The organism is Streptomyces sp. bgisy159 (assembly GCF_057707805.1).
Genome location: NZ_JBYIQX010000013.1, coordinates 1 through 24,223, shown reverse-complemented (window position 1 = coordinate 24,223; position 24,223 = coordinate 1). Strand labels below are relative to the sequence as shown.

The following is a 24,223-nucleotide window of genomic DNA, read 5'->3' as shown; positions in this document are numbered from 1 at the left end:
CCTAGGCGGGCGCGGTCGGCCAGGCCCCGTCGGTGCGGTCCATGCGCCGCCGGTCCTCGTCGTCCCACTTCGTGGTGTCCCGGGGCTCGGTGTACGGCTCCGCGTCGGGCGGGTAGCCCCCGGCGACGGCCCGCTGACGGGCGATCTCCGCGTCGAACTCCAGGCCCAGCAGGATGGCCAGGTTGCTGATCCACAGCCACACCAGGAAGACGATGACACCGGCCATCGTGCCGTACGTCTTGTTGTACGAGCCGAAGTTCGCGACGTAGAAGGCGAACCCGGCGGAGGCCACCATCCAGATCAGCAGCGCGAGCAGACTGCCCGGTGTGATCCACCGGAAGCCCTTGACCTTGGTGTTCGGCGTAGCCCAGTACAAGATCGCGATCATGACGGTGACCAGCAGCACGAGCACCGGCCACTTGGCGATCGACCAGACGGTGAGCGCGGTGTCGCCGATGCCGAGCGCCGTGCCGGCCTGACGGGCGATGCCGCCGGTGAAGACCACGATCAGTGCGCTGAGGACCGCCAGGACCATCAGTACGACGGTCACCGCGACGCGGACGGGCAGGACCTTCCACACCGGCCGTCCCTCGGGCATGTCGTACACCGCGTTGGCGGAACGGATGAAGGCCGCCACATAGCCGGACGCCGACCACACGGCCAGCACCAGGCCGACGATCGCCATCACGGAACCGACACCGGCGTTGCCCTGCAACTGCTGCACGGCCCGCGTCAGGATGTCCTGCGCCGCGCCGGGCGTGAGTTCCTTCAGGTTGTCCAGCACCTTGTCCGTCGTGGACCTGCCGGTCATGCCGAGCAGGGAGACCAGCACCAGCAGCGCCGGGAACAGCGAGAGCACGCTGTAGTACGTGAGCGCCGCCGCGCGGTCGGTCAGCTCGTCGTCCTTGAACTCCCGCAGCGAGCCCTTGACCGCCTTGCCCCAGGCCCCCTTGGGCAGCCTGGTCGGCGTGTCCGGCGCGGCCTCCTCGACGTCCTCGCCCGGGCCGTACCGATCGTCGGCGTCCCCGTGGCCGGTGCGTTCCTCGGCGTCCGCGGAAGGCGGAGCGCCCTCGTCCGTGGCAGCGGCACGCTCGGCTGCGGGCTCGTCCGCGGGACGTTCCCGGGCGCGTTCGTCCTCGTCGTGCCGGTGTCCGAGTCTGAGTAGCCTGGTCATGCGCCCCGGGTAACCCCTCGATGCCGTCTCAAGCAGACCGCCGCGGCGGCGGTCGCGCCCGCGCACGCCGACGGCCGGTCACAGCAGCCCGCTCCAGTAGCTCCAGAAGCGGGTGAGGACGCAGATGACGATCAGGCCGTACCAGGCGGCCAGCAACAGCGCGTGCGACTCCAGCACCAGCGACAGCGCGGCCCGGCCGCGCGGCGGGACGGGGAGGACCCCGTGCTTGAGGTTGCGCAGCGTGACGTACCAGAACAGGGCGATCGTGACGGTCCAGACGACGGCGCAGTACGGGCACAGCCGGCCCAGCTCGAACAGCGACTGCTGGATCAGCCAGTGCGTGAACACCACCCCGGCCAGCGCACCGCCGTTCAGCCCCAGCCACACCGCCCGGTGCAGCCGTGACCCGGTGAGCAGGGCCACCCCGAGGGCGACGACCACGGCGAAGGCCGCGATACCCAGCAGCATATTGGGAAAGCCCAGCAGGTTGCCCTGTGGGCTGGCCATGGCGCTGCCGCAGCCCACCACCGGGGAGATGTCACAGGACGGCTGGTACGCCGGGTCCTTGAGCACATGCCAGTCGTCGACGGCGAGCCGGAACGAGGCCAGCAGACCGATGACGCCGGTCACCGTCAGCAGCACACCCATGCGCCGGCCCGGCCCCGTGCCGTCCGGCGCGGCCCGCCCGGCTGACGGCACGCTTCCCGCGATCTCCACGAGTCCCCCGCGGTCGGCGCCGCTCACGCGAACAGGTCCGTGCTGAGGTAGCGCTCCCCGGTGTCCGGCAGCACCACCACGACCAGCGCGCCCTCATGCCGCGGGTACGCCGCGACCGTGCGGGCGGCGTGCAGTGCGGCACCGCCCGACACCCCGACGAGGATGCCCTCGGTGCGCGCCAGCCGACGCGCCTCGGCCTGCGCCTGGGACAGCGACGTCCGGTGGACCGCGTCGTAGGCGGACACGTCCAGGACGGCCGGGACGAAGCCGGCCCCCAGGCCCTGGACGCGATGCGGGCCCGCTGAACCGCCGGACAGCACCGCCGACTCGGCCGGTTCCACCGCCACCACCGTGACCTCGGGCTTCTTCTCCTTCAGCACCTGCCCGACGCCGGTCACCGTCCCGCCCGTGCCGACCCCGGCCACCAGGACGTCGACCTCCCCGGCGGTGTCCTGCCAGATCTCCTGCGCGGTGGTCCGGCGGTGGGCGTCCGGGTTGGCCGGGTTGTCGAACTGCCGCGGCATGAACCAGCCGTGACGCTCCGCCAGGTCGGTGGCGCGCGCCACCGACCCCGTCATGCCCTCGGCGGCCGGCGTCAGGATCAGCTCCGCCCCGTACGCGGCCAGCAGCGCCCGCCGCTCCACGCTCATGCTCTCCGGCATCGTGAAGGTGACGTCGTACCCCTTGGCCGCCGCCACCATCGCCAGCCCGACACCGGTGTTGCCACTGGTCGCCTCGATGATCCGTTGCCCGGGACGCAGTGCTCCCGTGGCCTCGGCGTCCTCGATCATGCCGAGGGCGATCCGGTCCTTGACGCTGCCGCCGGGGTTGGCGGACTCCAGCTTGGCGACCAGCCGCACCGGCAGGTCCCCGCCGTACCGGCGCAGGGCCACCAGGGGCGTGCGGCCGATCAGCGCCGTGACCGAGGGGTGGATCGATGGCTGGGGAGCACTCACGGTCGTACTTCCTTCTGTTCCTGGACGGGGACCGCGGCGGCGCCGCGGGAGCGGGTGACCACGTCCGGCGGTGCGACGCGGACACGGGAGTGGGCGGGGACGTCACGCAGCACGAGCGCGTGCGCGCCGACGACGGTGTCGTGCCCGACACGCACCGGCCCGAGCACGCTGGCGCCGACACCGAGCACCACCCGGTCGCCGACGACCGGGTGGCGCCGGGCGCCCGGAGTGTCCGCCCACCAGCCGGTGCCACCCAGGGTGACCCGGTGGTACAGCATCACGTCGTCGCCGACGACCGCCGTCTCGCCGATCACGACCCCCATGCCGTGGTCGATGAAGCAGCGCCGCCCGATGACGGCACCGGGATGGATCTCGACACCGGTGAGCCCTCGCGAGACCTGGGAGATCAGGCGGGGCAGCAGCGGCACACCGGCCCGGTGCAGGCGGTGTGCGACCCGGTGCGCCCAGATCGCCCACAACCCCGGGTAGAGCAGGGCCTCGACGACGTGCGCGCCGTGCAGTGCCGGGTCCTTGCGGCAGGCGGTCCGGAGGTCTTCGAGCAGCATGTGGCGTCTTTCTCCGGCGTCTGCCGGGCGCGTACGGCCGCCCCGTCCGCGGGACGCGGACCGGCCCGGACCGGGCGCGGCCGGCCCGGGCGTCCGGAAAGCGGCCGTGATCCATGGGGCCGGACGCTAGACGGGTGGCGGGCGTCGGCGCCTGGGCCGTACGTCCCGGCTCGGGCGGCCGTCGGGCCCTGCGCGGAGCCGTGATCCAGGGCCCCCGAGCGGGGCGGTCGGGCCCGTACGGCCCAGGCGCCGCCCTCCGCGGCCCGGCGATGCTGACTTCTGACCGGCGGGGAGCGACACGGACAGCCGCACCCCGCGGACCGGCCGCCCTCTCCCGTACCGGCGGTCGCAGCGGGCACGGTGTGCTCCCCGCCCGGTCGGCGTCCGGCCGGGCGGCGGCCGGCGCCCCGCACCTGCCGGTCCAGCACCGGCCCGGAACCGCTGGAGCCACGACCTTGAGCGCTCTGACCCTCGCCTCGGCCGCGGAGGACGCCACCGCCCTCGCCGCCGCCGAGGCCCACCACGCCCGGCTGGCGGCCGAACTGGCGGGACGTGTCGCCCTGCTGCTCACCGCCGCGGACCGCGACCCGCTCGCCGCCGAGTCCCTGAGAGCCGGTCTCGTGACCTTCTGCGACCGCGATCTCCTGCCGCACGCCGCCGCCGAGGAAACGGTCCTCTACCCGGCGGCGTACCGCCTTCCGGCCGCCCGTCTGCTGATCGAGGCCCTGGTCGCGGAACACCGCTGCCTCACCGCCCTCACCGACGCGCTGCGCTCCGCGTCCGGCCCGGCCGCGGCGGCCGACGCGCGCGCCCTGCAGGTGCTGTACGAGGAGCACGCCGCCAAGGAGAACGGCCTGCTGCTGTCCCTGCTCGCCATGGCCCCCGACGTCTCGCTGGCCGCCCTGCTCGCCGAGGCCGACGACCGGCTCGGCACCCTCGACGGCCCCCACGCCGCCGGACACGGCGTCAACGGCCACCGGGGCGCCGGTCACGAGGACGACCACGGCGCCGGCCATGACGCCGGCCACGGCGCCGGCCACGGCGCCGGCCAGGACCACCGTCACGACGCCGGTCAGCACGCCGGGAACCGTGTCGGCGCCAAGGAGGAGGCCCCGTGAGGCACCTGGACACCCGGGGCGGCTGCGGCGCAGCCTGTGACCGCGGCGGCGGCGCCGACGAGGAGGCGGGGCCCGAACCGGACGTGGGCGAGGTGGCCCACGCCCGGCGTCACGCCGCCGTCGTCGTCGGCGCCCTGGACGCCGTGCAGGCCGGCCGGCCGATGGCGCTCGTCGCCCCGCACGACCCGACGCCGCTGCTCGCGCAGGTCGAGGACCGCCGGCCGGACGCGTTCGCCGTGGAAGACCTCCAGCGCGGCCCCGAGACCTGACGGACGCCGCTCAGCCACCACTGACCGGCGTCCGCCCGCCCACCCACCCCCGTACCGAAGGAAGACCCGTCATGAATGGTGCCCCCCGCCGGAACGCCGCCCTGTTCACCGGCGTCGTCACCGGCGTCGGAGCCGCCCTGCTGGCTGCCGGGCCCGTCATGGTCGTACGCGGCCGTGGCGGCCGCAAGGAGATCCGCGGCGAACTCGCCGCACAGCGGATCACCTTCCCGGACACCGGGCTGCCCGCGCAGCTCGCCCGGCACGCCGGTGCCGCCGTGGAGACCGGCCCGCAGGCCCACGCCTACGCCGAACTGATCAAGGACCATCTGGCGCACGCCACCGGCGGCCGCACCTACGCCGAGATCACCGACGAACTCTTCGCGAGCGGCGGTGACGACGAGAAGCTGACGAAACTGCGCCAGACCGCCTTCATGGGCGAGACGCTGCGCGGCTCCCTGCTCTCCGCCTATCAGGCATGGCACCTGACCACCCTGGTCACCGGCCTCGGCACGCTGCTCACCGGGGTGGGCGCCGCCCTGCTGGTCACCGCCGACGCGCTGGGCGCCGGCCCGCGGCGACCGTGACCGGACCGGAGGTGTACGAGGTGCACGAACGCGACGGCCGACCGGCCGGCCCTTTCCGCCGACCCTGCGCCGGGCGGCTCCGCCGCGCGGCCCGGTCCGGTCACCGTCCGGGCGCCCGGACGGTCTGCCCCGACTCGCCGGCGGCCGGACGCACCCCCGACCGCTGCCCCGCACGGAGGCCCCGATGAGCGCCGTACGCGTGGTGCGACGGCAGCACCAGGACGTCGGGGCGAAGCCGTTCATCGTGATCTGGGAGTCCACCCGGGCGTGCCCCCTGGCCTGTCTGCACTGCCGCGCCGAAGCCGTGCCCGACCGCGACCCGCGCGAACTGGACACCGCGGCCGCCAAGGACCTGCTGCACCAGGTGGCGGCATTCGGCCACCCCGCACCCCTCTTCGTCATCACCGGCGGCGACCCCTTCCAACGGCCCGACCTGGAGGAGCTGATCTCCCACGGCGAACAGGCCGGCGTCCGGGTCGCCGTCTCGCCCTCGGGGACGCCCACCCTCACTCCCGAGCGGCTGCGGGCCGTGCACGACGCGGGCGCGGTCGGACTGTCACTGAGCCTGGACGGCTCCACCGCCGAGCTGCACGACGGCTTCCGCGGGGTTCCGGGCGTCTACCGCTGGACCCTCGACGCCTGGGACGCCGCCCGCGCCCTCGGCATGAAGGTCCAGATCAACACCACCGTCACCCGGCGCAACCTGCGCGACCTGCCGGACGTCGTCCGGCTCGTCCGCGAGCACGGGGCGATGCTGTGGAGCGCCTTCTTCCTGGTGCCCACCGGACGGGGCAGGCAGCTCGGACTCCTCACCCCCGCCGAGACCGAGGACGTCCTGAACTTCGTCCACGACGTCGGCACGACGGTGCCCGCCAAGACCACCGAGGCCCATCACTTCCGCCGGGTCGCCCTCCAGCGCAGGATCCTCGCGGACGCCGGCGAGGACCATGTCGCCGCGCTGCGACTCGGGCCGCTGTACCGGGAGTTGACCGCCCGCGCGGCCGAACTCGGCCTCCACGAGGGCGGACGGCGGGTCCGGCGCCCACCGCTGGACGTCAACGCCGGGCGCGGTTTCGTCTTCGTCTCCCACACCGGCACGGTGCATCCCAGCGGTTTCCTGCCGCTCGGCGCCGGCGACGTCCGCCGCACCCCGCTGCCGGAGATCTACCGGACGTCGGCCCTGTTCACCGGGTTGCGCGATGCCGACCGGCTGGGCGGCCGGTGCGGGACGTGCGAGTTCCGCCGGATCTGCGGCGGCTCCCGCTCCCGCGCGTACGGCGTGACCGGCGACCCCTACGCCGAGGAACCGTGGTGCGGCTACCAGCCGGGGTCCTTCCCGTACCAGTGGGAACTGGCCGCCCTTCTGGACCACACACCGAGGACGGGCACCGGCGGGGCGGGCATTGCCAGGGCGGGGGTCGACAACGCGGGCGCCGACCGGGCCGGAGGGAGGATCGGGCCGGCGTCCTGAGAGCGGCCGCGGTGTCACCGCGCGGCGGCCGACCTGAGCCCCGACATGCCCGACGTTGCATGACCATGCGAGGTGATGCATAATTTCTCTATGTCCAAGGTCCTCACCTCCCTCCCCGTCGGCGAGCGCGTCGGCATTGCCTTCTCCGGCGGCCTCGACACCTCGGTCGCCGTCGCCTGGATGCGCGACAAGGGCGCCGTCCCGTGCACGTACACCGCCGACATCGGCCAGTACGACGAGCCCGACATCGCCTCCGTGCCCGGGCGTGCCTTCGCCTACGGCGCCGAGATCGCCCGGCTCGTCGACTGCAGGGCCGCGCTGGTCGAGGAAGGGCTGGCCGCGCTCGCCTGCGGCGCGTTCCACATCAAGTCGGGTGGCCGCCCGTACTTCAACACCACTCCGCTCGGGCGCGCCGTGACCGGCACGCTGCTGGTGCGGGCCATGCTGGAGGACGGGGTCCAGATCTGGGGCGACGGCTCCACCTTCAAGGGCAACGACATCGAGCGGTTCTACCGCTACGGCCTGCTCGCCAACCCGCACCTGCGGATCTACAAGCCCTGGCTGGACGCCGACTTCGTCACCGAGCTGGGCGGCCGCAAGGAGATGTCGGAGTGGCTGCTCGCCCACGGGCTGCCCTACCGGGACTCGACGGAGAAGGCGTACTCCACGGACGCCAACATCTGGGGCGCCACCCACGAGGCCAAGACCCTGGAGCACCTCGACACCGGCATCGAGATCGTCGAGCCGATCATGGGCGTGCGGTTCTGGGACCCCGAGGTGGAGATCGCCGCGGAGGACGTGACGGTCGGCTTCGAACGGGGCCGCCCGGTCACCGTGAACGGCAAGGAGTTCGCGAGCGCGGTGGACCTCGTCATGGAGGCCAACGCGATCGGCGGCCGGCACGGCCTCGGCATGTCCGACCAGATCGAGAACCGGATCATCGAGGCGAAGAGCCGCGGCATCTACGAGGCGCCGGGCATGGCGCTGCTGCACATCGCCTACGAGCGCCTCGTCAACGCCATCCACAACGAGGACACCGTGGCCGCCTACCACAACGAGGGCCGCCGTCTCGGCCGGCTCCTCTACGAGGGCCGCTGGCTGGACCCGCAGGCGCTGATGGTGCGCGAGTCGCTGCAGCGCTGGGTCGGCACCGCGATCACCGGCGAGGTCACCCTGCGGCTGCGCCGCGGCGAGGACTACTCGATCCTCGACACCACCGGCCCCGCGCTCAGCTACCACCCCGACAAGCTCTCCATGGAGCGCACCGAGGACTCCGCGTTCGGGCCGGTCGACCGTATCGGCCAGCTCACCATGCGCAACCTGGACATCGCCGACTCCCGGGCCCGTCTGGAGCAGTACTCGGGCCTCGGCCTGGTGGGCACCGAGCACCCGACGCCGATCGGTGCCGCCCAGGCCGCCGCCACCGGCCTCATCGGCTCCATGCCCGCGGGCGGCGCCGAGGCCATCGCCTCCCGCGGCGAGGCCGGCGACGAGGAGACCATGCTGGACCGTGCCGCGATGGAGTCGGGCACCGACTGACCCCCGCTCCCGGGCCAGGACACCGCCGACGGGCCCCGACGGACATCTTCCGCCGGGGCCCGTCGGCGCGCTCCCGGGGCCCCGGCCGCGCGCTTGCCCGCACCGACCGACCGCCCCGCGTGCCTTTCGCCGCCCACCGTGTCACCACCCGCGTACCTGTCGTTCGCCCGCACCGTTTCGCCACTCGCGCACCTGTCGCCCGCCCGCACCGTCTCGCCGCCGTGCGCACCCGTCGCCTGCCCGGCACGGCCGAAGCTCGGCCGGTCATCGCGCCCCCGCGCCCGACCGAAGTCCGGCCGGTCGTCGCGCGCCCCCACCTCTCCGCCCCACCCGCTTCCTCGCCCCCTCGCCGCCTGTTCGCCTTGTCCGCCTCGCGAGCAACCCTGACGGCCGTCCCGGGCCGCCCACCACCCGCCCGTAACCCCGGCTGACCGACCCGCGACCTCCCCGGAGATCGGGTCGGAAGGGGACCCTCCGCCCTGCTGCGGCCCCCAGGACCGGGGACCGCCGGACCGGGGGCGGAGGACCGTCGGCCCCACCACCAGGTGGTCGTCGGCGACGGATAGTGGCATCGGGCCCCGGCGCGCATCCCGCGCCCAGGGCCCGCGGCCCGGCCCTGACCACCGGCGCCGCCCCTTCACCGGAAAGGACCGGGTGGCATGGACCAGCCGTCGACGAAACCCGGCGAGGCACCATCGGCAGAACCGTTCCGCCCCGGTCGGCCCTGGCTGATGCTGACGCTCGCCACACTGGGATTCGCCCTCAACTTCTGGGCCTGGGCGCTGCTCAGCCCGCTCGGCCCCCGGTTCAAGGACACCCTGGACCTGACCTCGTTCCAGCAGTCGCTGCTGGTCGCCGTGCCGGTCGTGGTCGGCTCACTGGGCCGCGTCCCGGTCGGCGCCCTCACCGACCGCTTCGGCGGGCGGGTGATGTTCCCACTGGTCTCCGGCGCCACCATCGTCCCCGTGCTCTACCTGGGCCTCGCCGGACACGACTCGCTGGCCGCGCTCCTGATGGGCGGCTTCTTCCTCGGCGTCGCCGGCACCGCGTTCGCCGTCGGCGTCCCCTTCGTCAGCGCCTGGTTCCCGCCGGCCCGCCGCGGCCTCGCCATCGGCGTCTTCGGCGCCGGCATGGGCGGCACCGCGATCAGCGCCCTGACGACGGTGAAGCTGGTCGACGCCCACGGCATGGCCGACCCCTTCCTGCTCACCGCGGCCGTCCTCGCCGCGTACGCCGTGGTCGCCGCGGTCGTCCTGCGCGACGCGCCCGGCCGTACGGTCCCCACCGAGCCCCTCACCCACCGGCTGGCCGCGACCCTCCGACTCGGCATCACCTGGCAGGCGTCCGCCCTCTACGCCGTCGCCTTCGGCGGCTACGTCGCCTTCTCCGTGTACCTGCCGACCTACCTCAAGACCGACTACGGCCTCACCCAGGCCGACGCGGCCGACCGCATGGCCGGCTTCGTGATCCTCGCGGTGGCCATGCGCCCGGTCGGCGGTTGGCTGTCGGACCGCGTCGGGCCGGTCCGGGTGCTGGCCGGCTCCATGGCCGTGGTGCTCGCCGGAGCCCTCGCCCAGTCCTTCGGCCCGCCCCTCGCGCCGGTCGGCACGATCACCTTCCTGGCCATGGCGGCCGCGCTCGGCGCGGGCAGCGGCGCCGTCTTCGCCCTCGTGGCCCTGCTGTCCCCGGCGAACATGGTCGGCTCGGTCACCGGCGTCGTGGGCGCGGCGGGCGGCCTCGGCGGCTTCGTACCGCCCCTGCTGATGGGGTCGGTGTACGGCGCGTACGGCTCCTACGCGATCGGGCTGGTGCTGCTCGGGCTGGTGGCCGGCGCCGCGCTGACGTTCACCCGCACCGGCGTGCGCCGTGCGGTGGCCCGCCGCGTCGCGGCACAGCTCTGAGGCCGGAGGACATCACCCATGTGCGAGTATTGCGGCTGCCAGGCGCTCACGGCCGTCGACGAACTGACCCGGGAGCACGACCGCGTCGTCACACTCATCAGCCACGTCCGGGACGCCCGGCGCGACGGCGCGGTGGCCCGGATGGCGGAGCTGGCCCGCGCCATCGCCACCGTCCTGGCCCCCCACACCGAGGTCGAGGAACACGGACTCTTCCCTGCGCTCGCCGACGAGTTCCCCGAGCAGATCGCGGCCTTGGAGGACGAGCACCGCCGCATCGACACGGTGCTGGCCGAGGCCAACGGCCCCTTCCTGACCGACCCCACCTGGCCGGACCGCCTGATCGGCGCACTCGACCTCCTGCGCGCCCACATCCTCAAGGAACAGGACGGCGTCTTCCCGGCCGCCCTCGCCCTTCTCGCCCCGGAACAGTGGGAGGCCGTGGAAGCGGTGCGCGCCCGAACGGCGACCCGCCAGCCGGCGTCCTCACCCTGACCCACGAGCCAGGGCCCCCGTCCGCGCCGGCCCGGGTTCCTGCCGCACCGCCGTCCCTGCCGCACTACCCGTGCCCCGGCGCACCGCCCGTTCTGTCCCGGCGCCTTGCGACCATGTGCCGCCGACCTAGGTGTCTCCGACCGACGGTGCGCCCAGCGCCTCCCGCACCGGGAAACCACCAGCTGCGGCGACGCCCGCCCACCACACCGTCCCGGCCCACCGTCCCGGCCCACGGCACCGCCGTCCGCGCACCGATGAGCCGTCCCGCGCCCCACCGAGGAGATCAGGACAGCCCGGTCGGGGCCGGGATAAACCGCCCGGAGGGTGGGAAGAGCGTTATACGGCGAAGCGTGGGGAGCGCTCCGCCGTGCCCGCGAGGTCGGGCCCGACACAGGTGGGGGAGGGGTCGGACATCGGCGGGCAGCCCTTGTATCTCGAACCACGGACGGACGGGCCGCTGCGCTCGCTCCTTGACTGCGGCACCCTCCTGCACACCCTCACCGACGCCCTCGGATCCCCGCTCAACGTGGTCCTGCCCGACCGCGTCGCGGACAACCTGGCGCGCTTCCGGACGGTGTACGCCGGCCACCACCTGTCCGGCCAGGTCCACTTCGCCCACAAGGCCAACCGGTCCAGCGCGCTGCTGCGCCGCCTGGCCGCCACCGACGCCGGTGTGGACGTGGCCTCGCTCGGCGAACTGCAGCACGCCCTCGGCGCCGGATTCACTCCCGACCGGATCACCGCGACCGGGCCGAAGGACCCGGACTTCCTGTGGCTGGCCGCCCGTACGTCCGTCACCGTCGTCGTCGACGGTCGCGGCGAACTGGACCGGCTCGCCCGCCTGGTCCGCGCCCACGCGCTGCCCCGGGTCCGGATCATGCCGCGCCTGTCCGGCTTCGAGACGCGGGGGGTGCGCGTGCTGAGCAGGCCCAGCCGTTTCGGCACCCCGGTGCCTGAGGTCGGGTCCCTGCTGGACGCCGTCGAGCACCACGCAGACACCCTCGATCTCACCGGCGTCGCCTACCACCTGGACACCACCGGGCTCGCCGAGAAGGCGACGGCGCTGGAGGGGTGCCTGACCGTGCTGGAGGAGTGCCGCGGTCGCGGCCTGCGACCGACCGCCGTGGACATCGGCGGCGGATTCGGCGTCGACTACCTGGCCGACGGCGGACAGTGGGAGCGCTACACCTCCGAACTCACCGCCGCCGTCCTCGGCACCCGACCGCCGCTGACCCGCGACGGCCACGGCTACGGCCTGCGCAACGAGTCCGGCACCCTGCGCGGATCCCTCGGCCTCTATCCCGCTCACCGGCCCGTCGCCGGACCCCGCTACCTCGACGAACTCCTCGCACAGCCCGCCCCCGCCTTCGACGGCCGTCCGCTCGCCTCCCTGCTCCTGGAACACCTCTACGACCTCCACGTCGAGCCCGGCCGCGCCCTCCTGGACCAGTGCGGACTCACCCTCACCCGGGTCGTCGAGGCGGAGGCCCAGGAGGCGGGCGGGGAACTCCTCGTCCGGCTCGCGGCGACCGGCCACGACGTGGCCCTGGAGGAGCACGGGGTGCTCATGGACCCGGTCCTCGTCCCGCGGCACCCCGAGCGCGACGACGAAGGGCCGGTCGCCGTCCGGCTCGTCGGCGGCCTCTGCCTGGAGAGCGACCTCATCACCCGCCGGACGGTCTTCCTGCCGCGCCGCCCCCGCCCGGGCGACCTGCTGGCCTTCGTCAACACCGCCGGCTACTGCATGGACTTCCACGCCACCCACGCCCAGCGCCGGCCCGTCGCCCGCAAGGTCGCCGCCTGGCAGCAGGGCGGCGCGTGGCGCTGGTGCCTGGACGACCGCTACTGGCCGACCGCCTCCGTGGGAGGAGCGCAGTGAGGTACGACAGCATCACCGACGCCATCGGCAACACCCCGTTGGTCCGCATCGACCCGGCCGTCCACGGCCTGCGCCACATCGACCTGTACGCCAAGCTGGAACTGCTCAACCCCTTCGGGTCGGTCAAGGACCGGGCCGCCTGGCACATGGCCCGCCCCCACCTGGAGTCCGCCGCCGGCCCCGGCGGCCAGGTCGTCGAACTGTCCAGCGGCAACACCGCCAAGGCCCTGGCCGTCCTCGCCGGCATGCACGGACTGACCTTCAAGAGCGTCACCAACCGCATGCGCGTCCCCGAGATCAAGGACCTGCTGCTGTTGCTCGGTGCGGAGATCGAGGAACTCCCCGGTCAGAGCGAGTGCCTCGACCCCACGGCCGCCGACGACCCGCTGACCCTCTTCCACCGCACCCTGTCCGAGCCGGGCAGCACCTACGTGCACACCGACCAGTACTTCAACCCGCGCAACACCGAAGCCCACCTCACCGGCACCGGCCCGGAGATCGTCAAGGACCTCGACGGCCGGGCACCGGACTGGTTCATCGCCTGCGTCGGCACCGCCGGATCCTCCACCGGTGTGGCCCGCGCCCTGCGCGAACACCAGCCCGGCGTCCGGGTCGTCGGACTGGTCGCCGCCAAGTCCGACTTCATCCCGGGCATCCGCACCATCGACGAGGCCCACGAGGTGGGGCTGTTCGACCCCGGCACCTACGAGACGATCGAGGCGGTCGGCGCCGACGACGCCATCGAGGGCATGCTCACCCTGAACCGGCGCTGCGGCATCCTCGCCGGACCGACCGGCGGCGCGGCCTACTTCGGTGCCGTGCGCCGACTCCGGGAAATCGACGCCGAACTGACGGAACGGCAGTCCGCCGTCTTCATCGTGTGCGACCGCGTCGAGAGCTACCTCAGCTACGTCCGCCGCCGGCGCCCGGACCTGTTCGGCCGGCCCCGCCGCCGCAACTCACCGGCCGACGTGCCGGATGCCGAGATCCGCATCGCGCCGACCGTCGACGTGCCGGCCGCCCAGGAGTGGATCGCCACCGGCGCCCCGCTCGTCGTCGACCTGCGCAGCCCCTTCGCCTACGCGGCCCTCCACATCGACGGATCGGTCAACATCGTCGACGAGATCTTCGAGGAGATCCTGCACGGCGGCCTGCCGTTCAGCCGCAGCCGCCCCGTCCTGCTCGCCTGCCCGGTCGGCGAGAAGTCCGCCCGCTACGCCGCCCTGCTGACCCGCATGGGCCACCCCGACGTGCGCAGCCTGGCCGGCGGCATCGTCGCCTGGCGGGACGCGGGCGCGCCCCTGGTGCGGGACTGAACCGCCGTGACCGCACCCGGCGGCCCCCGGCACCGCGACGACCTGTGGGACCTCACCGACTGGCAGGCCGGCCTGCGCGCCCAGTTCCCCATCCTCACCGCCCACCCCGACCTCGCCTACCTGGACAGCGCCGCCACCGCGCAGAAGCCCCGCGCGGTCCTCGACGCCGTGCGGACCTACCTCACCACCACCAATGCCAACGCCGGCCGCGGCACCTACCCGTGGGCCAACCGCACCACGGCCCTCGTCGAGCAGGCCCGTGACCGGGTCCGGGGCTTCCTGCGCGACCCCGCCCCGCAGCGGTCCGCCGTGCACTTCACCGGCGGCACCACCGAGGGACTGCGCACCGTCGCCCGCGACTGGCTGCCCGCGCTGCTCTGCGACGGGGACGAGATCGTCGTCCCGCACGCCGACCACCGGGCCAACATCGAACCCTGGCTGGAGGTCCAGCGGCACCTCGCCCGCCAGGGCACCCGCATCCACGTCCTGCCGATGCCGTACCAGCGCTCCTCCGGCGACTACGACCACCACGCCCTCGCCGAACTCGCCGGTCCACGCACCCGGTTCGTCGCCGTCACCCACGTCCACCACGTCTACGGCGCCGACATGAACATCCACCGGGTCCGCCGGGCCGTCGGCCCGGACGCGGTGATCTGCCTGGACGCCGCCCAGAGCATCGGGCACATGCCGGTGTCCGTGGCCGAGCTGGACGTCGACTTCGTCGTCTTCTCCGGCCACAAGTGCCTTGCCCTGCCCGGCTCCGGCGCCGTCTGGGCACGTCAGGAACGCGGGCCCGGGTTCGCCCCCGGCGGCTGGCAGGGCACCCCGAACACCGTGGGGATCGTGTCCCTGGCAGCCGCCCTGGACTGGCTGGACGGCGCGGGCACCGACCGCGTCGCCCGCTGGACCACCGCCCTGGCGGCCCGGCTCACCGACGGACTGCGCCGGCTGGACGCCTACGAGGTCATCGGCTGCCGGGCCAGTCTGGCCGCGGACTCACCGGTCCAGCGGCGCCAGGGCATCGTCACCTTCCGCCACCGCGACATCCCCTCCGGGGACCTCGGCTTCGTGCTGTACGACCGCGGCTTCATGGTCCGCTCCGACCACCACTGCCAGGGCGGCGAGGGCGAGCTCGACGCGTCGGTCCGGGTGAGCGCGCATCTGTACAACACCGTGGAGGAGATCGACCGGCTGCTGACCGTCCTTGCCGACCTCGGGTGACACCGGCCCAAAACCCGTAATGGAAACCGTTTCCACCTGTAAGCTCTCGGGCCGACAGACACCGGAGAGCGACGACGAGGTGGCACGACCGCATGGGGCTCAGTCTGGCGACGGCGGAGAAATGGGTGGAACGGTGGGAGAACCAGCAGCGGCACTACGCCGTCGACCGTGAGGACCGCTTCACGGTCATCGCCGACCTCGTCGAACACACCACCGCCGGCCGCCCCGGCCGCCCCCTGGTGGTCGACCTCGGCTGCGGCCCCGGCTCGCTCGCGGCCCGGCTGGCACGCCGGCTCCCCGCGGCCGACATCGTCGCCGTCGACTGCGACCCGCTGCTGCTCGAACTCGCCCGCACCCACCACGCCGACGCCGCCCGCTACGTCGACACCGTCATCGGCGCCGACGGCTGGACCCGCGCCCTGTTCCTGGACCGCCCGCTGGACGCGGCCGTCTCCACGACCGCCCTGCACTACCTCGAACCCCCCGCCCTGCTCCGCACCTACCGGCAGCTCGCCGCACTGCTGCGCCCCGGCGGCGTCCTCGTCAACGGCGACCACTTCCCGCCCGGTGACCCCGCGCTGGCCGAGCTGACCACGGCCGTCGGCACCCGCCGCGCCCAACGGCAGCGGACCCAGGCGCACGAGGACTGGAACGCCTGGTGGTCGGCCGTCGCCGACGACCCCGAATGCGCCGACCTGCTCGCCGAGCGCCGCCACCGGCAGTCCGCCACCGGCACCGACAGCGCCGTACGGCTGTCCCTGCCCGGCCATGTGGACCTGCTGCGCCGGGCGGGCTTCGGCCACGCCGGCGCGGTGTGGCAGTACGGCGACAGCGCGGTCCTGGTCGCCGTGCGTTGACACCCCCGCGCCGCCTCCACGGAACCCGGCCGCCCGTCCATGGTGATCCGACGCGGCGGGACTTCACCACAGCAGTGCCGAACCGATGCCGGTCCTTGCGCCGCTCAGGTCACGAGGGGCGCCGGGCGGGGGAGGGGTCAGTCGCCCGCTTCCGGCTGCTGGGCGGCCGGGGCGAAGGGGCGTCGTCGCGGCCCGCGCTCGCCGAGGATCTTGGTCAGGGTGTTCGACCGGAACAGGATGATCTGCGTGATCACCTGGAGGAGGATCCAGGAGACCGCGTACAGGACGCCGTCCAGCGCCGGGACGGTGTCCACGGGGAGGTTGTACGCCATGACCACCCGCAGGAGCGCGTCGCACAGCAGCCCGACGGCCCACACCATGGTCAGGACGCGCCACACACGGCGGAATACGGCGTCCGACTCCCACAGTCGCTCCAGTTTCGCCGACCGCCCGGGCATCAGCGTGCGCAGTGCCTGGTAGGTGAAGGGGCGCGCGGTGAACAGGGTGATCAGCAGCCAGACGCCGGCCAGGGCGGTGAACAGACCGTTGCGGGCCAGGGCGATGCGGGGATCCGAGGTCAGCAATGAGGCCAGCGCGCTCACCACCAGCAGGGCGAGCGTGAAGACGCCGATGGAGTCCAGTCTGCGGTGGCGCACAGCGGTGTGCAGCGTGTGCAGCGCGGGCGCGGATCCGCTGAGCAGCAAGGCCGTCATCTCGCTCGCTCCGGCCGCGCGGAGCCCGTAGTAGAGCCCGACGGGCAGCACGATGTCGCAGACGACGGTGATCACGAACCCCCAGCGCGAGGGGGGCGCGGGCGTGGTGGGGGGAGTCGTCGTGGGGTGCACCGGAGAGGGTGCCGTGGGCTCGGAGCCGGGGGTGGGGGAGGTCATGCGGTGTGCTCCCGGGGTGATGGACCGACGGCTTGCGATGCCGGTACTACGCGGACTGGGTGCAGCGATCGAACAGGTCGGCCAGCTCGCGGGAGCACCGATCGAGGTCCAACGCCATGTGGCACAGGTGGTGGCCCAGAACGCTGTCGATGGCGCCGCGCACGGCCAGAGCCATGGTGAAACAGTCGAAGCTGGCGAACTCACCCGCCTTGTGGCCCTGTTCGAGCAGAGAGACGAGCCGCTCCACCGACATGATGCCGTGCTCCAGGCTCTCCAGTCCGGTGATCCGCTGGTCCCGGACCATTCTGGTGATCTCCGTCAAGGCCTGTGTGTGCACCGGATAGCGGGCTACGAATTCAAAACTCGACGCGATGTACGCACTGAGCTTGCCGCGATAGGTGTGCTCGTCACCCATGCGTGCGCCCGCTATTGTTTCGGCCTTCTCGACGATGGTGTTGGCGACTTCCGCGAACAGCTCGGGTTTACCGGAGAAGTGGTACGAGATCATCCCGGTACTGCTCAGTTGGGCCTGTCGGGAGATTCTCGTGAACGACGTCTTCGCGTATCCGGATTCGGCGAGTGTCTCGATAGCCGCCTGAACTATCTGTGCCCGCCGTGCATTCTGCGTGAAAGTCCGGTTGTTCGGATTGGCTGTCCTGGCCATCATGGCCTCAGATTAGCCGGATCGTGATCGGGATTTTCCTAAAGTCCGAAAGTCCGTGGCCACGTGGAGATCCGTGCCCGTTCACCTCGCGGCTCCTTGTCTGTCAGCACACCTCGACCCGTCGTGCCGTGGTGCGGATCGCGTCCACCAGTTCCATCGTGGCGACGTCCGCGGCGTGCGGCCCGGTGGCGGCCTCTCCACCCGTGCGCACGGACGCGGCGAACTCCTCCAACAACAACATCAGTTGGTCCGCCGCGGGAAGAGTGAGCCGCTCCTCGCGGTCCTGTTCCTCCAGGATCAGCAACGGCTGGTGGGCGGGCGGCGGGGTGAAGGCACGCGTCACCGTCAGCCGCCCCCGGTCGCCCCACACCGTGTACACCGACGCGTAGGCGTGCTCGAAGCCGAAGGCCAGCTCGGCCAGCACTCCCGACGGGGAGACGAGCAACACCTGCCCCGACAGGTCGAGCCCGTCCCGGGCCCGGGTGCGCAGGGTCGCGCCGGCCACCTCGAGACCCGGCCCGAGCAGCAGCGCTGCGGCCCGCAGCGGGTACACCCCCACGTCGAGCAGCGCACCACCGCCGAGGCGGGCGTCGTAGCGAATGTCCTCGTCGGGCAGCGGCGGTATGCAGAACGCGGCCCGGAAGGCGGCCGGCCGCCCCAGCCGGCCCCCGTCGACCAGTTCACGCACCCTCGCATGCTGCGGATGGTGCAGGAACATGAAGTTCTCCCGCAGCGTCAGGCCCCGCTCCGCCGCCAGGGCGCACAGGGAGCGCGCCTCCTCGGCAGTGGTCCCGATCGGCTTCTCCACCAGCACATGCTTGCCCGCGCGCAGCGCCCGTTCGGCCCACGCGTGGTGCAGGGCCGTCGGGGTCGACACGTACACCGCGTCGATGTCGGGCCGGGCCAGCAGCGATTCGGCGTCGTCCTCGGCCGCGCACTCGAAGTGCTCGGCGAACAGGGCCGCCTTCTTCGCCGTGCGCCCGGCCACCGCCACCAGATCCCACTGCGGCATCCGTGTCACCGTCGGCAGCACCCGCCGCCAGGCGATCGACGACGTACCGATCGCTCCCAGACGCAGCGGCCGTGCCGCGGGCGCCGTCACAGCGACCTCGTCGCGGCGATCAGGGTGCGGGCCTGCACGTTCAGATGGTGGCCGTAGCGCAGCAGCTCGTCGACCTGACGCAGCGACACCCAGCGGAACTCGTCTGAGAGCAGGGGGATGTCGCCGTCGACCTCGATGATCATGTAGCGGCTCTGGGCGTTGAGGAACCGACCGCCCTCCTCCGACAGCAGCACGTCGTACACGGCCGAGTCGCGTCGCCCGCGCACCTCGTCCAGATACGGCGGCAGCGCGGCGGGCGGCAGGTCCGCGTAGTTCTCCTCGGTGCACTGCACCGTCGGGCCGAGCTCGACCACGGACAGGAACCCGGCCTCCGCGCGTGCCCGCAGCAGCACGTGCGGTATGCCGTTCACCCGCCGGAGGAACAACGCCGCCGTGCCCGTGCCGTGCGGCTCGACCAGCGGCTGGGACCACGCCGCCACCTCGCGCCGCCCGGAGACGACGTCGACGGCCACGACGCTGAAGTGGCGCCCGCTCACATGGGACACGCGGTAGGGGTCACGGTCCCAGTCCCTGGTCTCCGCGAGCCCGATCGGCGTCACCCTCACCTCGTGCTCGGCGCGGCGCCGGGTGATCCAGCTGCGGATCTCGGTGTCCGTGTGCGCAGACGCGGCCGGTCCGGTGACGTCCTCCCGCCAGTCCGGCAGGCAGGACAGCACGGTACGCGCATCCATGTTCACGACGTTGTCCTGCCGCAGCAGCGCGTTCACCTGACGCAAAGTCAGCCAGGCGAAGTCCTCGTCGGCCTCCACCTCGGGACCCACCCGCACGATCATGTTCCGGTTCCGCTTGCCGAGGAACCAGGATCCCTGCTCCGACTGCAGCACGTCCGCCACCACCGAGCCCGGTGCGGGCCGGCGAAAACAGTCCAGGTACTTCACCGCCGAACCCCCGTGCAACCGCATGTAGTTGCTCCGCGTCGCCTGCACGGTCGGGGACACCTGCATCCCGTTCACGTTTCCCGGCTCCGACTTCGCCTGCATGAGCAGGTGCGGGACGCCGTCGAAGTCCCGCACGGCGATGCCCAGGATCCCGATCTCCCGCTGGTCGATGACGGGCTGCTCCCACGCGGGCACCGGGCCGAAGTCCGAGCGGACCCGCAGCCCGTGCACCGCGAAGAAGCCGCCGCTCGCATGGCGCAGGTCGCCGCTGCCCTCCTCGAACCGCCAGCCGTCCAGCTCGGCGAACGGCACCCGCTCCACCCGCTGGTGCTGGGCGCGGCGCCGGTCCTCCAGCCATGCGGCGACCTCCGCGTCGCTCAGCACACCGCCGTCGGCCGCCGCCGACACGGCCAGCGCCGCCGGCGTGCCGGCCTCCTCGCCGCGCGACGACGCGAGCGCGGTCGTCGGAGTCATGGATCCGCCCTTCTCGAGTCGGGAACGCGGCATCGCACACGCTTCACCGGACCGGTGCCCCACAGGCACACCGCGCGGAAGGACGCACAGCCGATCGCCGCCCTCCCAGGGTGCCCGCTCGAGTTCCGGCATTCGCCTAGATCACCACCCCTTGCGGACGCTCCTCCCGCTGACTACGATCCGCCGCCGCTCCCCGCCGGACCACGAAACGGCGTCCCGGCCGACGTCGCCGCCCAAGGCCACGACGTGCCTAGAGATTCCCCTAGAGCGTTTCATCGGAGCGCCGGACGGCTCCCGCCCGCGTGCGAACGTGTGCATCGCTCCCCTCCCTCCCGCCCTCGGTATCTGGAGTGCCATCGATGAACGAGCCGGTGCCCACCGACGTCCGGAACAGCGCCCCGGGCCATGAGCCCGTGGCCGTGGTCGGCCTCGCGTGCCGGCTCCCGGGGGCCGACGACCCGGCCGCCTACTGGGACCTGCTCACCGAGGGCCGCAGCGCCGTCACCGACCTCCCCGAGGACCGCCGCACGGGCGTACCCGCCGCCGGCTGGCCCACCCCGCACGGCGGCACCGCACCCCTGCGCGGCGGCTACATCACCGCCCCCGCCGACTTCGACGCCGCGTTCTTCGGCATCTCGCCCCGCGAGGCCGACGCCATGGACCCGCAGGCCCGACTCGCCCTGGAACTCGGCTGGGAGGCCCTGGAACACGCGGGCATCCCCGTCGCCGACGTCCCGCGCGCCACCGCGGTCTTCCTCGGCGCGGACACCTGCGACTACGCCGACGTCGTCCGTGCCGCCGGACAGGGTCCGGGACACCACACCCTGACCGGCCTCAACCGCTCCCTCATCGCCAACCGGCTGTCCTACGCGCTCGGCACCCGCGGCCCCAGCATGACCGTCGACAGCGCCCAGTCCTCCTCCCTCACCGCCGTACAGCTGGCCTGCGACAGCCTGCGCGCCGGCGACTGCGAACTCGCCCTCGCCGGCGGCGTCCACCTCAACCTGAGCCCCGAAAGCTCCCTGGCGGCCGCCGGGTTCGGCGCCCTCTCCCCGGACGGCGCCTGCCACACCTTCGACGCCCGCGCCAACGGCTACGTGCGGGGCGAGGGCGGCGGTCTCGTCGTGCTCAAGCCGCTGTCCCGCGCCCTCGCCGACGGCGACCACATCCACGCCGTGATCCGCGGCGGCGCCCTCAACAACGACGGTACCGGCACGAGCATCACCACCCCGGACGCCGACGCCCAGGCGGCCGTCCTGCGCGCCGCCGTCCAGCGCGCCGGTCTCGCCCCGGCCGACATCGGCTACGTCGAGCTCCACGGCACCGGCACCCGCGTCGGCGACCCGGTCGAGGCCACGGCCCTCGGCGCCGTCCTCGGCACCGCCGAGGGCCGCCGCACCCCGCTCGCCGTCGGCTCCGTGAAGACCAACATCGGCCACCTCGAAGGGGCCGCCGGCATCGCCGGGCTCCTCAAGACCGTGCTGTGCCTCTCCCACCGCCGGCTGGTGCCCAGCCTCGACCACCGGGAACCCAACCCCGCCATCGACCTCGACGGCCTCGGACTGCGCGTCCAGCACGAGACCACCGCGTGGACCCCGGACATCCCGGGCACCCCGCTACGCGCCGGCGTCTCCTCCTTCGGCATGGGCGGCACCAACGCCCACCTCGTCCTCGAAGAGCCCCCCGCCGCCGACAGGCATCCGCGGCAGGAGCGCCGGACCGCCCCCGACACCGTGCCCTGGCTGCTGTCCGCCGCCGATCCCGACGCACTCCGCGCCCAGGCCGACCGCCTCGCCGCGCACGTCCGCGCCACCGACGCCGATCCCGTCGACACCGCGTGGTCCCTGCTCACCACCCGCACCCCGCTCGCACACCGCGCCCTGGTCGTGGGAGCAGACAGTGCCACCCTGCTCGGCGGCCTCGCCACCGCCGTTCCGGGCGGCCCGGTCACCGGAGACATCCACCGGCCCGTGTTCGTCTTCCCCGGCCAGGGCAGCCAGTGGGCCGGCATGGCAGCCGAACTCCTCGCCACCGCGCCCGTCTTCGCCGCCCGCCTCGCCGAATGCGGTGAGGCCCTCGCCCCCCACGTCGACTGGAACCTCTCCGCCGTGCTGCGCGGAGACCCGGACGCCCCGCCCCTGGACCGCTCCGACGTCGTACAGCCCGTGCTGTGGGCCGTCATGGTCTCCCTGGCCGCCCTCTGGCAGTCGCACGGCGTCCGTCCCGCCGCCGTCGTCGGACACTCCCAGGGCGAGATCGCCGCCGCCTGCGTCGCCGGTGCCCTCGACCTGGAGGACGCCGCCCTGGTCGTCGCCCTGCGCAGCAGGATTCTCGTCCCGCTGGAAGGCCGCAGCGGCATGGTCTCGCTCGCCCTCGCCGAACACGAGGCGCGCCGCTTCGTCGCGCGCTGGGGCGACCGCGTCACCGTCGCCGCCCTCAACGGCCCCGCCTCCACCGTCGTGTCCGCCGGTATCGAGACCGTCACCGACATCCTCGCCACCGCCGAACACGAGAACGTCCGCGCCCGCCGCGTCGGCATCGACTACGCCTCCCACTCACCGCACGTCGAACCCGTCCGCGACGACATGCTCCGCCGCCTCGCCACCATCGTCCCGCGCCGGCCCGACATGCCCTTCCTGTCCACCGTCACCGGCGACTGGATCGACGGCCCGGACACCGACGCCCGGTACTGGTACGACAACCTCCGCAACCCGGTGCTCCTCGAACCGGCCGTCCGCGCCCTCACCCGCGCCGGCCACGGCGCCTTCGTCGAGGTCAGCCCGCACCCCGTGCTCACCGGCCCGGTACAGGAGACCGTCGAGTCCACCGCGGGCGCCCGGCATGCCGTCGTCACCGGAACCCTGCGCCGCGGCGAGGGCGGCCCCGCCCGCTTCCAGACCTCGCTGGGAGCCCTGTGGACCAGGGGCGCCGACGTCGACTGGACCCCCGCCTTCGCGGATCTCGCCCCCCGCCGGGTCTCCCTGCCCACCTACGCGTTCCAGCGGCGCCGCCATTGGATCACCGGCACCGGCGGGCACACACCGGCGGACACGGCAGTCACCCCCGCCGCACCGGCCGCCGACGCGCCCACCGGAACCGCCCCCACCGGAACCGTCCCTGCCGCCACCGGCGCGGCCGACGCCGTGCTCGACCACGAGCGTGCCCTTCTCCTGGTCCGCGAGTCCACCGCGGTCGTCCTCGGCTACGACGGCCCCACTCGGGTCGACCCGGAGCGGACCTTCAAGGAACTCGGCGCCGACTCCGTCACCGCCGTCGAACTGCGCGACCGGATCAACACGCTCTCCGGCGCCCGACTCCCCGCCACAGCCGTCTACGAGTATCCGACGCCCCGACGCCTCGCCGCCCACCTCACCGCGCCCGCCGCCACCGACGCCGCCCCCCTCACCCGCCGCGGCCCCGGCGACGAACCGATCGCCATCGTGTCGATGGGCTGCCGCTTCCCCGGCGGGGTGCGTACTCCGGACGACCTGTGGCGCCTGGTCGGCGAGGGGGCCGACGCGGTCTCCGCGTTCCCCACCGACCGGGGCTGGGACCTCGACGCCCTCTACGACGCCGACCCCGCCCGGACCGGCACCACCTACGTCCGCGAAGGCGGATTCCTGCACGACGCCGCCGAGTTCGACGCGGCTTTCTTCGGCATCTCGCCGCGTGAGGCGACCGCGATGGACCCGCAGCAGCGACTGCTGCTGGAGACCACCTGGGAGACCATCGAACGGGCGGGGATCGACCCGCACAGCCTGCACGCCGGCGCCACCGGCGTCTTCGTCGGCGCCACCGCACCCGAGTACGGACCCCGCCTGCACGAAGCGGAAGAAGACGTCGAGGGGCACCTCCTCACCGGCACGACGGTGAGTGTGGCGTCCGGGCGCATCGCCTATGCGCTGGGGCTGGAGGGCCCCGCGGTGACGGTGGACACGGCCTGTTCCTCGTCCCTGGTCGCTCTGCATCTCGCCGTCCGCGCCCTGCGCTCCGGCGAATGCTCGCTGGCCGTCGCGGCCGGCGCCACCGTGATGTCCGGACCGGGCATGTTCGTCGAGTTCGGCCGCCAGCGGGGACTGGCCGCGGACGGCCGCTGCAAGCCCTTCTCCGCCGACGCGGACGGCACCAACTGGG

The 24,223-nt window shown here is 73.4% G+C and carries 20 protein-coding genes; 12 read left to right on the top strand and 8 right to left on the bottom strand.

Annotation, left to right across the window (positions count from 1 at the left end):
* Position 1: 1 nt before the first annotated feature.
* The 4 genes from AC3ET3_RS15220 to epsC form a co-directional block, all read right to left on the bottom strand.
* The gene (locus AC3ET3_RS15220) at positions 2-1,174 is read right to left on the bottom strand and encodes a YihY/virulence factor BrkB family protein (protein WP_435612307.1); all 1,173 of its coding nucleotides are present in this window, start codon (positions 1,172-1,174) and stop codon (positions 2-4) included.
* Positions 1,175-1,252: 78 nt separating this feature from the next.
* Positions 1,253-1,918, bottom strand: a complete 666-nt coding sequence (locus tag AC3ET3_RS15215) for a vitamin K epoxide reductase family protein (protein WP_432136514.1) — start codon at positions 1,916-1,918, stop codon at positions 1,253-1,255.
* Complete coding sequence (gene cysK / locus AC3ET3_RS15210) at positions 1,915-2,847, bottom strand: cysteine synthase A (RefSeq protein ID WP_432136515.1); 933 nt, start codon at positions 2,845-2,847, stop codon at positions 1,915-1,917. Before cysK ends, AC3ET3_RS15215 begins: the two co-directional genes overlap by 4 nt.
* Entirely contained in the window at positions 2,844-3,413 is a 570-nt protein-coding gene (gene epsC / locus AC3ET3_RS15205; protein WP_432136516.1) for a serine O-acetyltransferase EpsC, read from the bottom strand. The genes cysK and epsC overlap by 4 nt, the downstream gene beginning before the upstream one ends.
* A 455-nt stretch (positions 3,414-3,868) precedes the next feature.
* On the opposite strand from epsC, the gene AC3ET3_RS15200 reads away from it, so the two are divergent.
* The 11 genes from AC3ET3_RS15200 (at position 3,869) to AC3ET3_RS15150 (ending at position 16,060) form a co-directional block, all read left to right on the top strand.
* Complete coding sequence (locus tag AC3ET3_RS15200) at positions 3,869-4,531, top strand: hemerythrin domain-containing protein (RefSeq protein WP_432136517.1); 663 nt, start codon at positions 3,869-3,871, stop codon at positions 4,529-4,531.
* The gene (locus tag AC3ET3_RS15195; RefSeq protein WP_435612306.1) at positions 4,528-4,800 is read left to right on the top strand and encodes a DUF2249 domain-containing protein; all 273 of its coding nucleotides are present in this window, start codon (positions 4,528-4,530) and stop codon (positions 4,798-4,800) included. The genes AC3ET3_RS15200 and AC3ET3_RS15195 overlap by 4 nt, the downstream gene beginning before the upstream one ends.
* Positions 4,801-4,871: 71 nt before the next feature.
* On the top strand, positions 4,872-5,384 hold the full coding sequence (locus AC3ET3_RS15190) for a hypothetical protein (RefSeq protein ID WP_432136519.1): 513 nt from the start codon (positions 4,872-4,874) through the stop codon (positions 5,382-5,384).
* A gap of 184 nt (positions 5,385-5,568) precedes the next feature.
* Entirely contained in the window at positions 5,569-6,855 is a 1,287-nt protein-coding gene (locus tag AC3ET3_RS15185) for a TIGR04053 family radical SAM/SPASM domain-containing protein (RefSeq protein WP_435612305.1), read from the top strand.
* A gap of 90 nt (positions 6,856-6,945) precedes the next feature.
* Complete coding sequence (gene argG, locus AC3ET3_RS15180) at positions 6,946-8,394, top strand: argininosuccinate synthase (RefSeq protein WP_432136521.1); 1,449 nt, start codon at positions 6,946-6,948, stop codon at positions 8,392-8,394.
* 659 nt (positions 8,395-9,053) lie between these two features.
* The gene (locus AC3ET3_RS15175; RefSeq protein ID WP_432136522.1) at positions 9,054-10,295 is read left to right on the top strand and encodes an MFS transporter; all 1,242 of its coding nucleotides are present in this window, start codon (positions 9,054-9,056) and stop codon (positions 10,293-10,295) included.
* 18 nt (positions 10,296-10,313) lie between these two features.
* The gene (locus AC3ET3_RS15170) at positions 10,314-10,787 is read left to right on the top strand and encodes a hemerythrin domain-containing protein (RefSeq protein WP_432136523.1); all 474 of its coding nucleotides are present in this window, start codon (positions 10,314-10,316) and stop codon (positions 10,785-10,787) included.
* 367 nt (positions 10,788-11,154) lie between these two features.
* The gene (locus AC3ET3_RS15165) at positions 11,155-12,666 is read left to right on the top strand and encodes a Y4yA family PLP-dependent enzyme (protein ID WP_432136524.1); all 1,512 of its coding nucleotides are present in this window, start codon (positions 11,155-11,157) and stop codon (positions 12,664-12,666) included.
* Positions 12,663-13,982 carry a pyridoxal-phosphate dependent enzyme gene (locus AC3ET3_RS15160; protein WP_435612304.1) on the top strand — a complete coding sequence of 440 codons (1,320 nt, stop codon included), beginning with the start codon at positions 12,663-12,665 and terminating at the stop codon, positions 13,980-13,982. The genes AC3ET3_RS15165 and AC3ET3_RS15160 overlap by 4 nt, the downstream gene beginning before the upstream one ends.
* A gap of 6 nt (positions 13,983-13,988) precedes the next feature.
* Positions 13,989-15,203, top strand: a complete 1,215-nt coding sequence (locus AC3ET3_RS15155; protein ID WP_435612303.1) for an aminotransferase class V-fold PLP-dependent enzyme — start codon at positions 13,989-13,991, stop codon at positions 15,201-15,203.
* A 92-nt stretch (positions 15,204-15,295) separates the two neighbouring features.
* Positions 15,296-16,060: a class I SAM-dependent methyltransferase gene (locus AC3ET3_RS15150; protein WP_432136527.1), complete on the top strand. Its 765-nt coding sequence runs from the start codon at positions 15,296-15,298 to the stop codon at positions 16,058-16,060.
* Positions 16,061-16,197: 137 nt separating this feature from the next.
* Here the strand turns inward: AC3ET3_RS15150 and AC3ET3_RS15145 are convergent, their stop codons facing one another.
* The 4 genes from AC3ET3_RS15145 to AC3ET3_RS15130 form a co-directional block, all read right to left on the bottom strand.
* Complete coding sequence (locus AC3ET3_RS15145) at positions 16,198-16,950, bottom strand: VC0807 family protein (protein WP_432136528.1); 753 nt, start codon at positions 16,948-16,950, stop codon at positions 16,198-16,200.
* A 46-nt stretch (positions 16,951-16,996) separates the two neighbouring features.
* Positions 16,997-17,617, bottom strand: coding sequence for a TetR/AcrR family transcriptional regulator (locus AC3ET3_RS15140; protein ID WP_432136529.1), 621 nt, complete (start codon positions 17,615-17,617; stop codon positions 16,997-16,999).
* A 100-nt stretch (positions 17,618-17,717) separates the two neighbouring features.
* Positions 17,718-18,716: a Gfo/Idh/MocA family protein gene (locus AC3ET3_RS15135; RefSeq protein WP_435612302.1), complete on the bottom strand. Its 999-nt coding sequence runs from the start codon at positions 18,714-18,716 to the stop codon at positions 17,718-17,720.
* Positions 18,713-20,089, bottom strand: a complete 1,377-nt coding sequence (locus AC3ET3_RS15130) for an NDP-hexose 2,3-dehydratase family protein (RefSeq protein ID WP_435612301.1) — start codon at positions 20,087-20,089, stop codon at positions 18,713-18,715. Before AC3ET3_RS15130 ends, AC3ET3_RS15135 begins: the two co-directional genes overlap by 4 nt.
* Before the next feature lie 359 nt (positions 20,090-20,448).
* Between AC3ET3_RS15130 and AC3ET3_RS15125 the strand changes: the two genes are divergently transcribed.
* Positions 20,449-24,223, top strand: a 3,775-nt coding sequence (locus AC3ET3_RS15125) for a type I polyketide synthase (RefSeq protein WP_435612300.1), incomplete at its 3' end; no start/stop codon positions are given.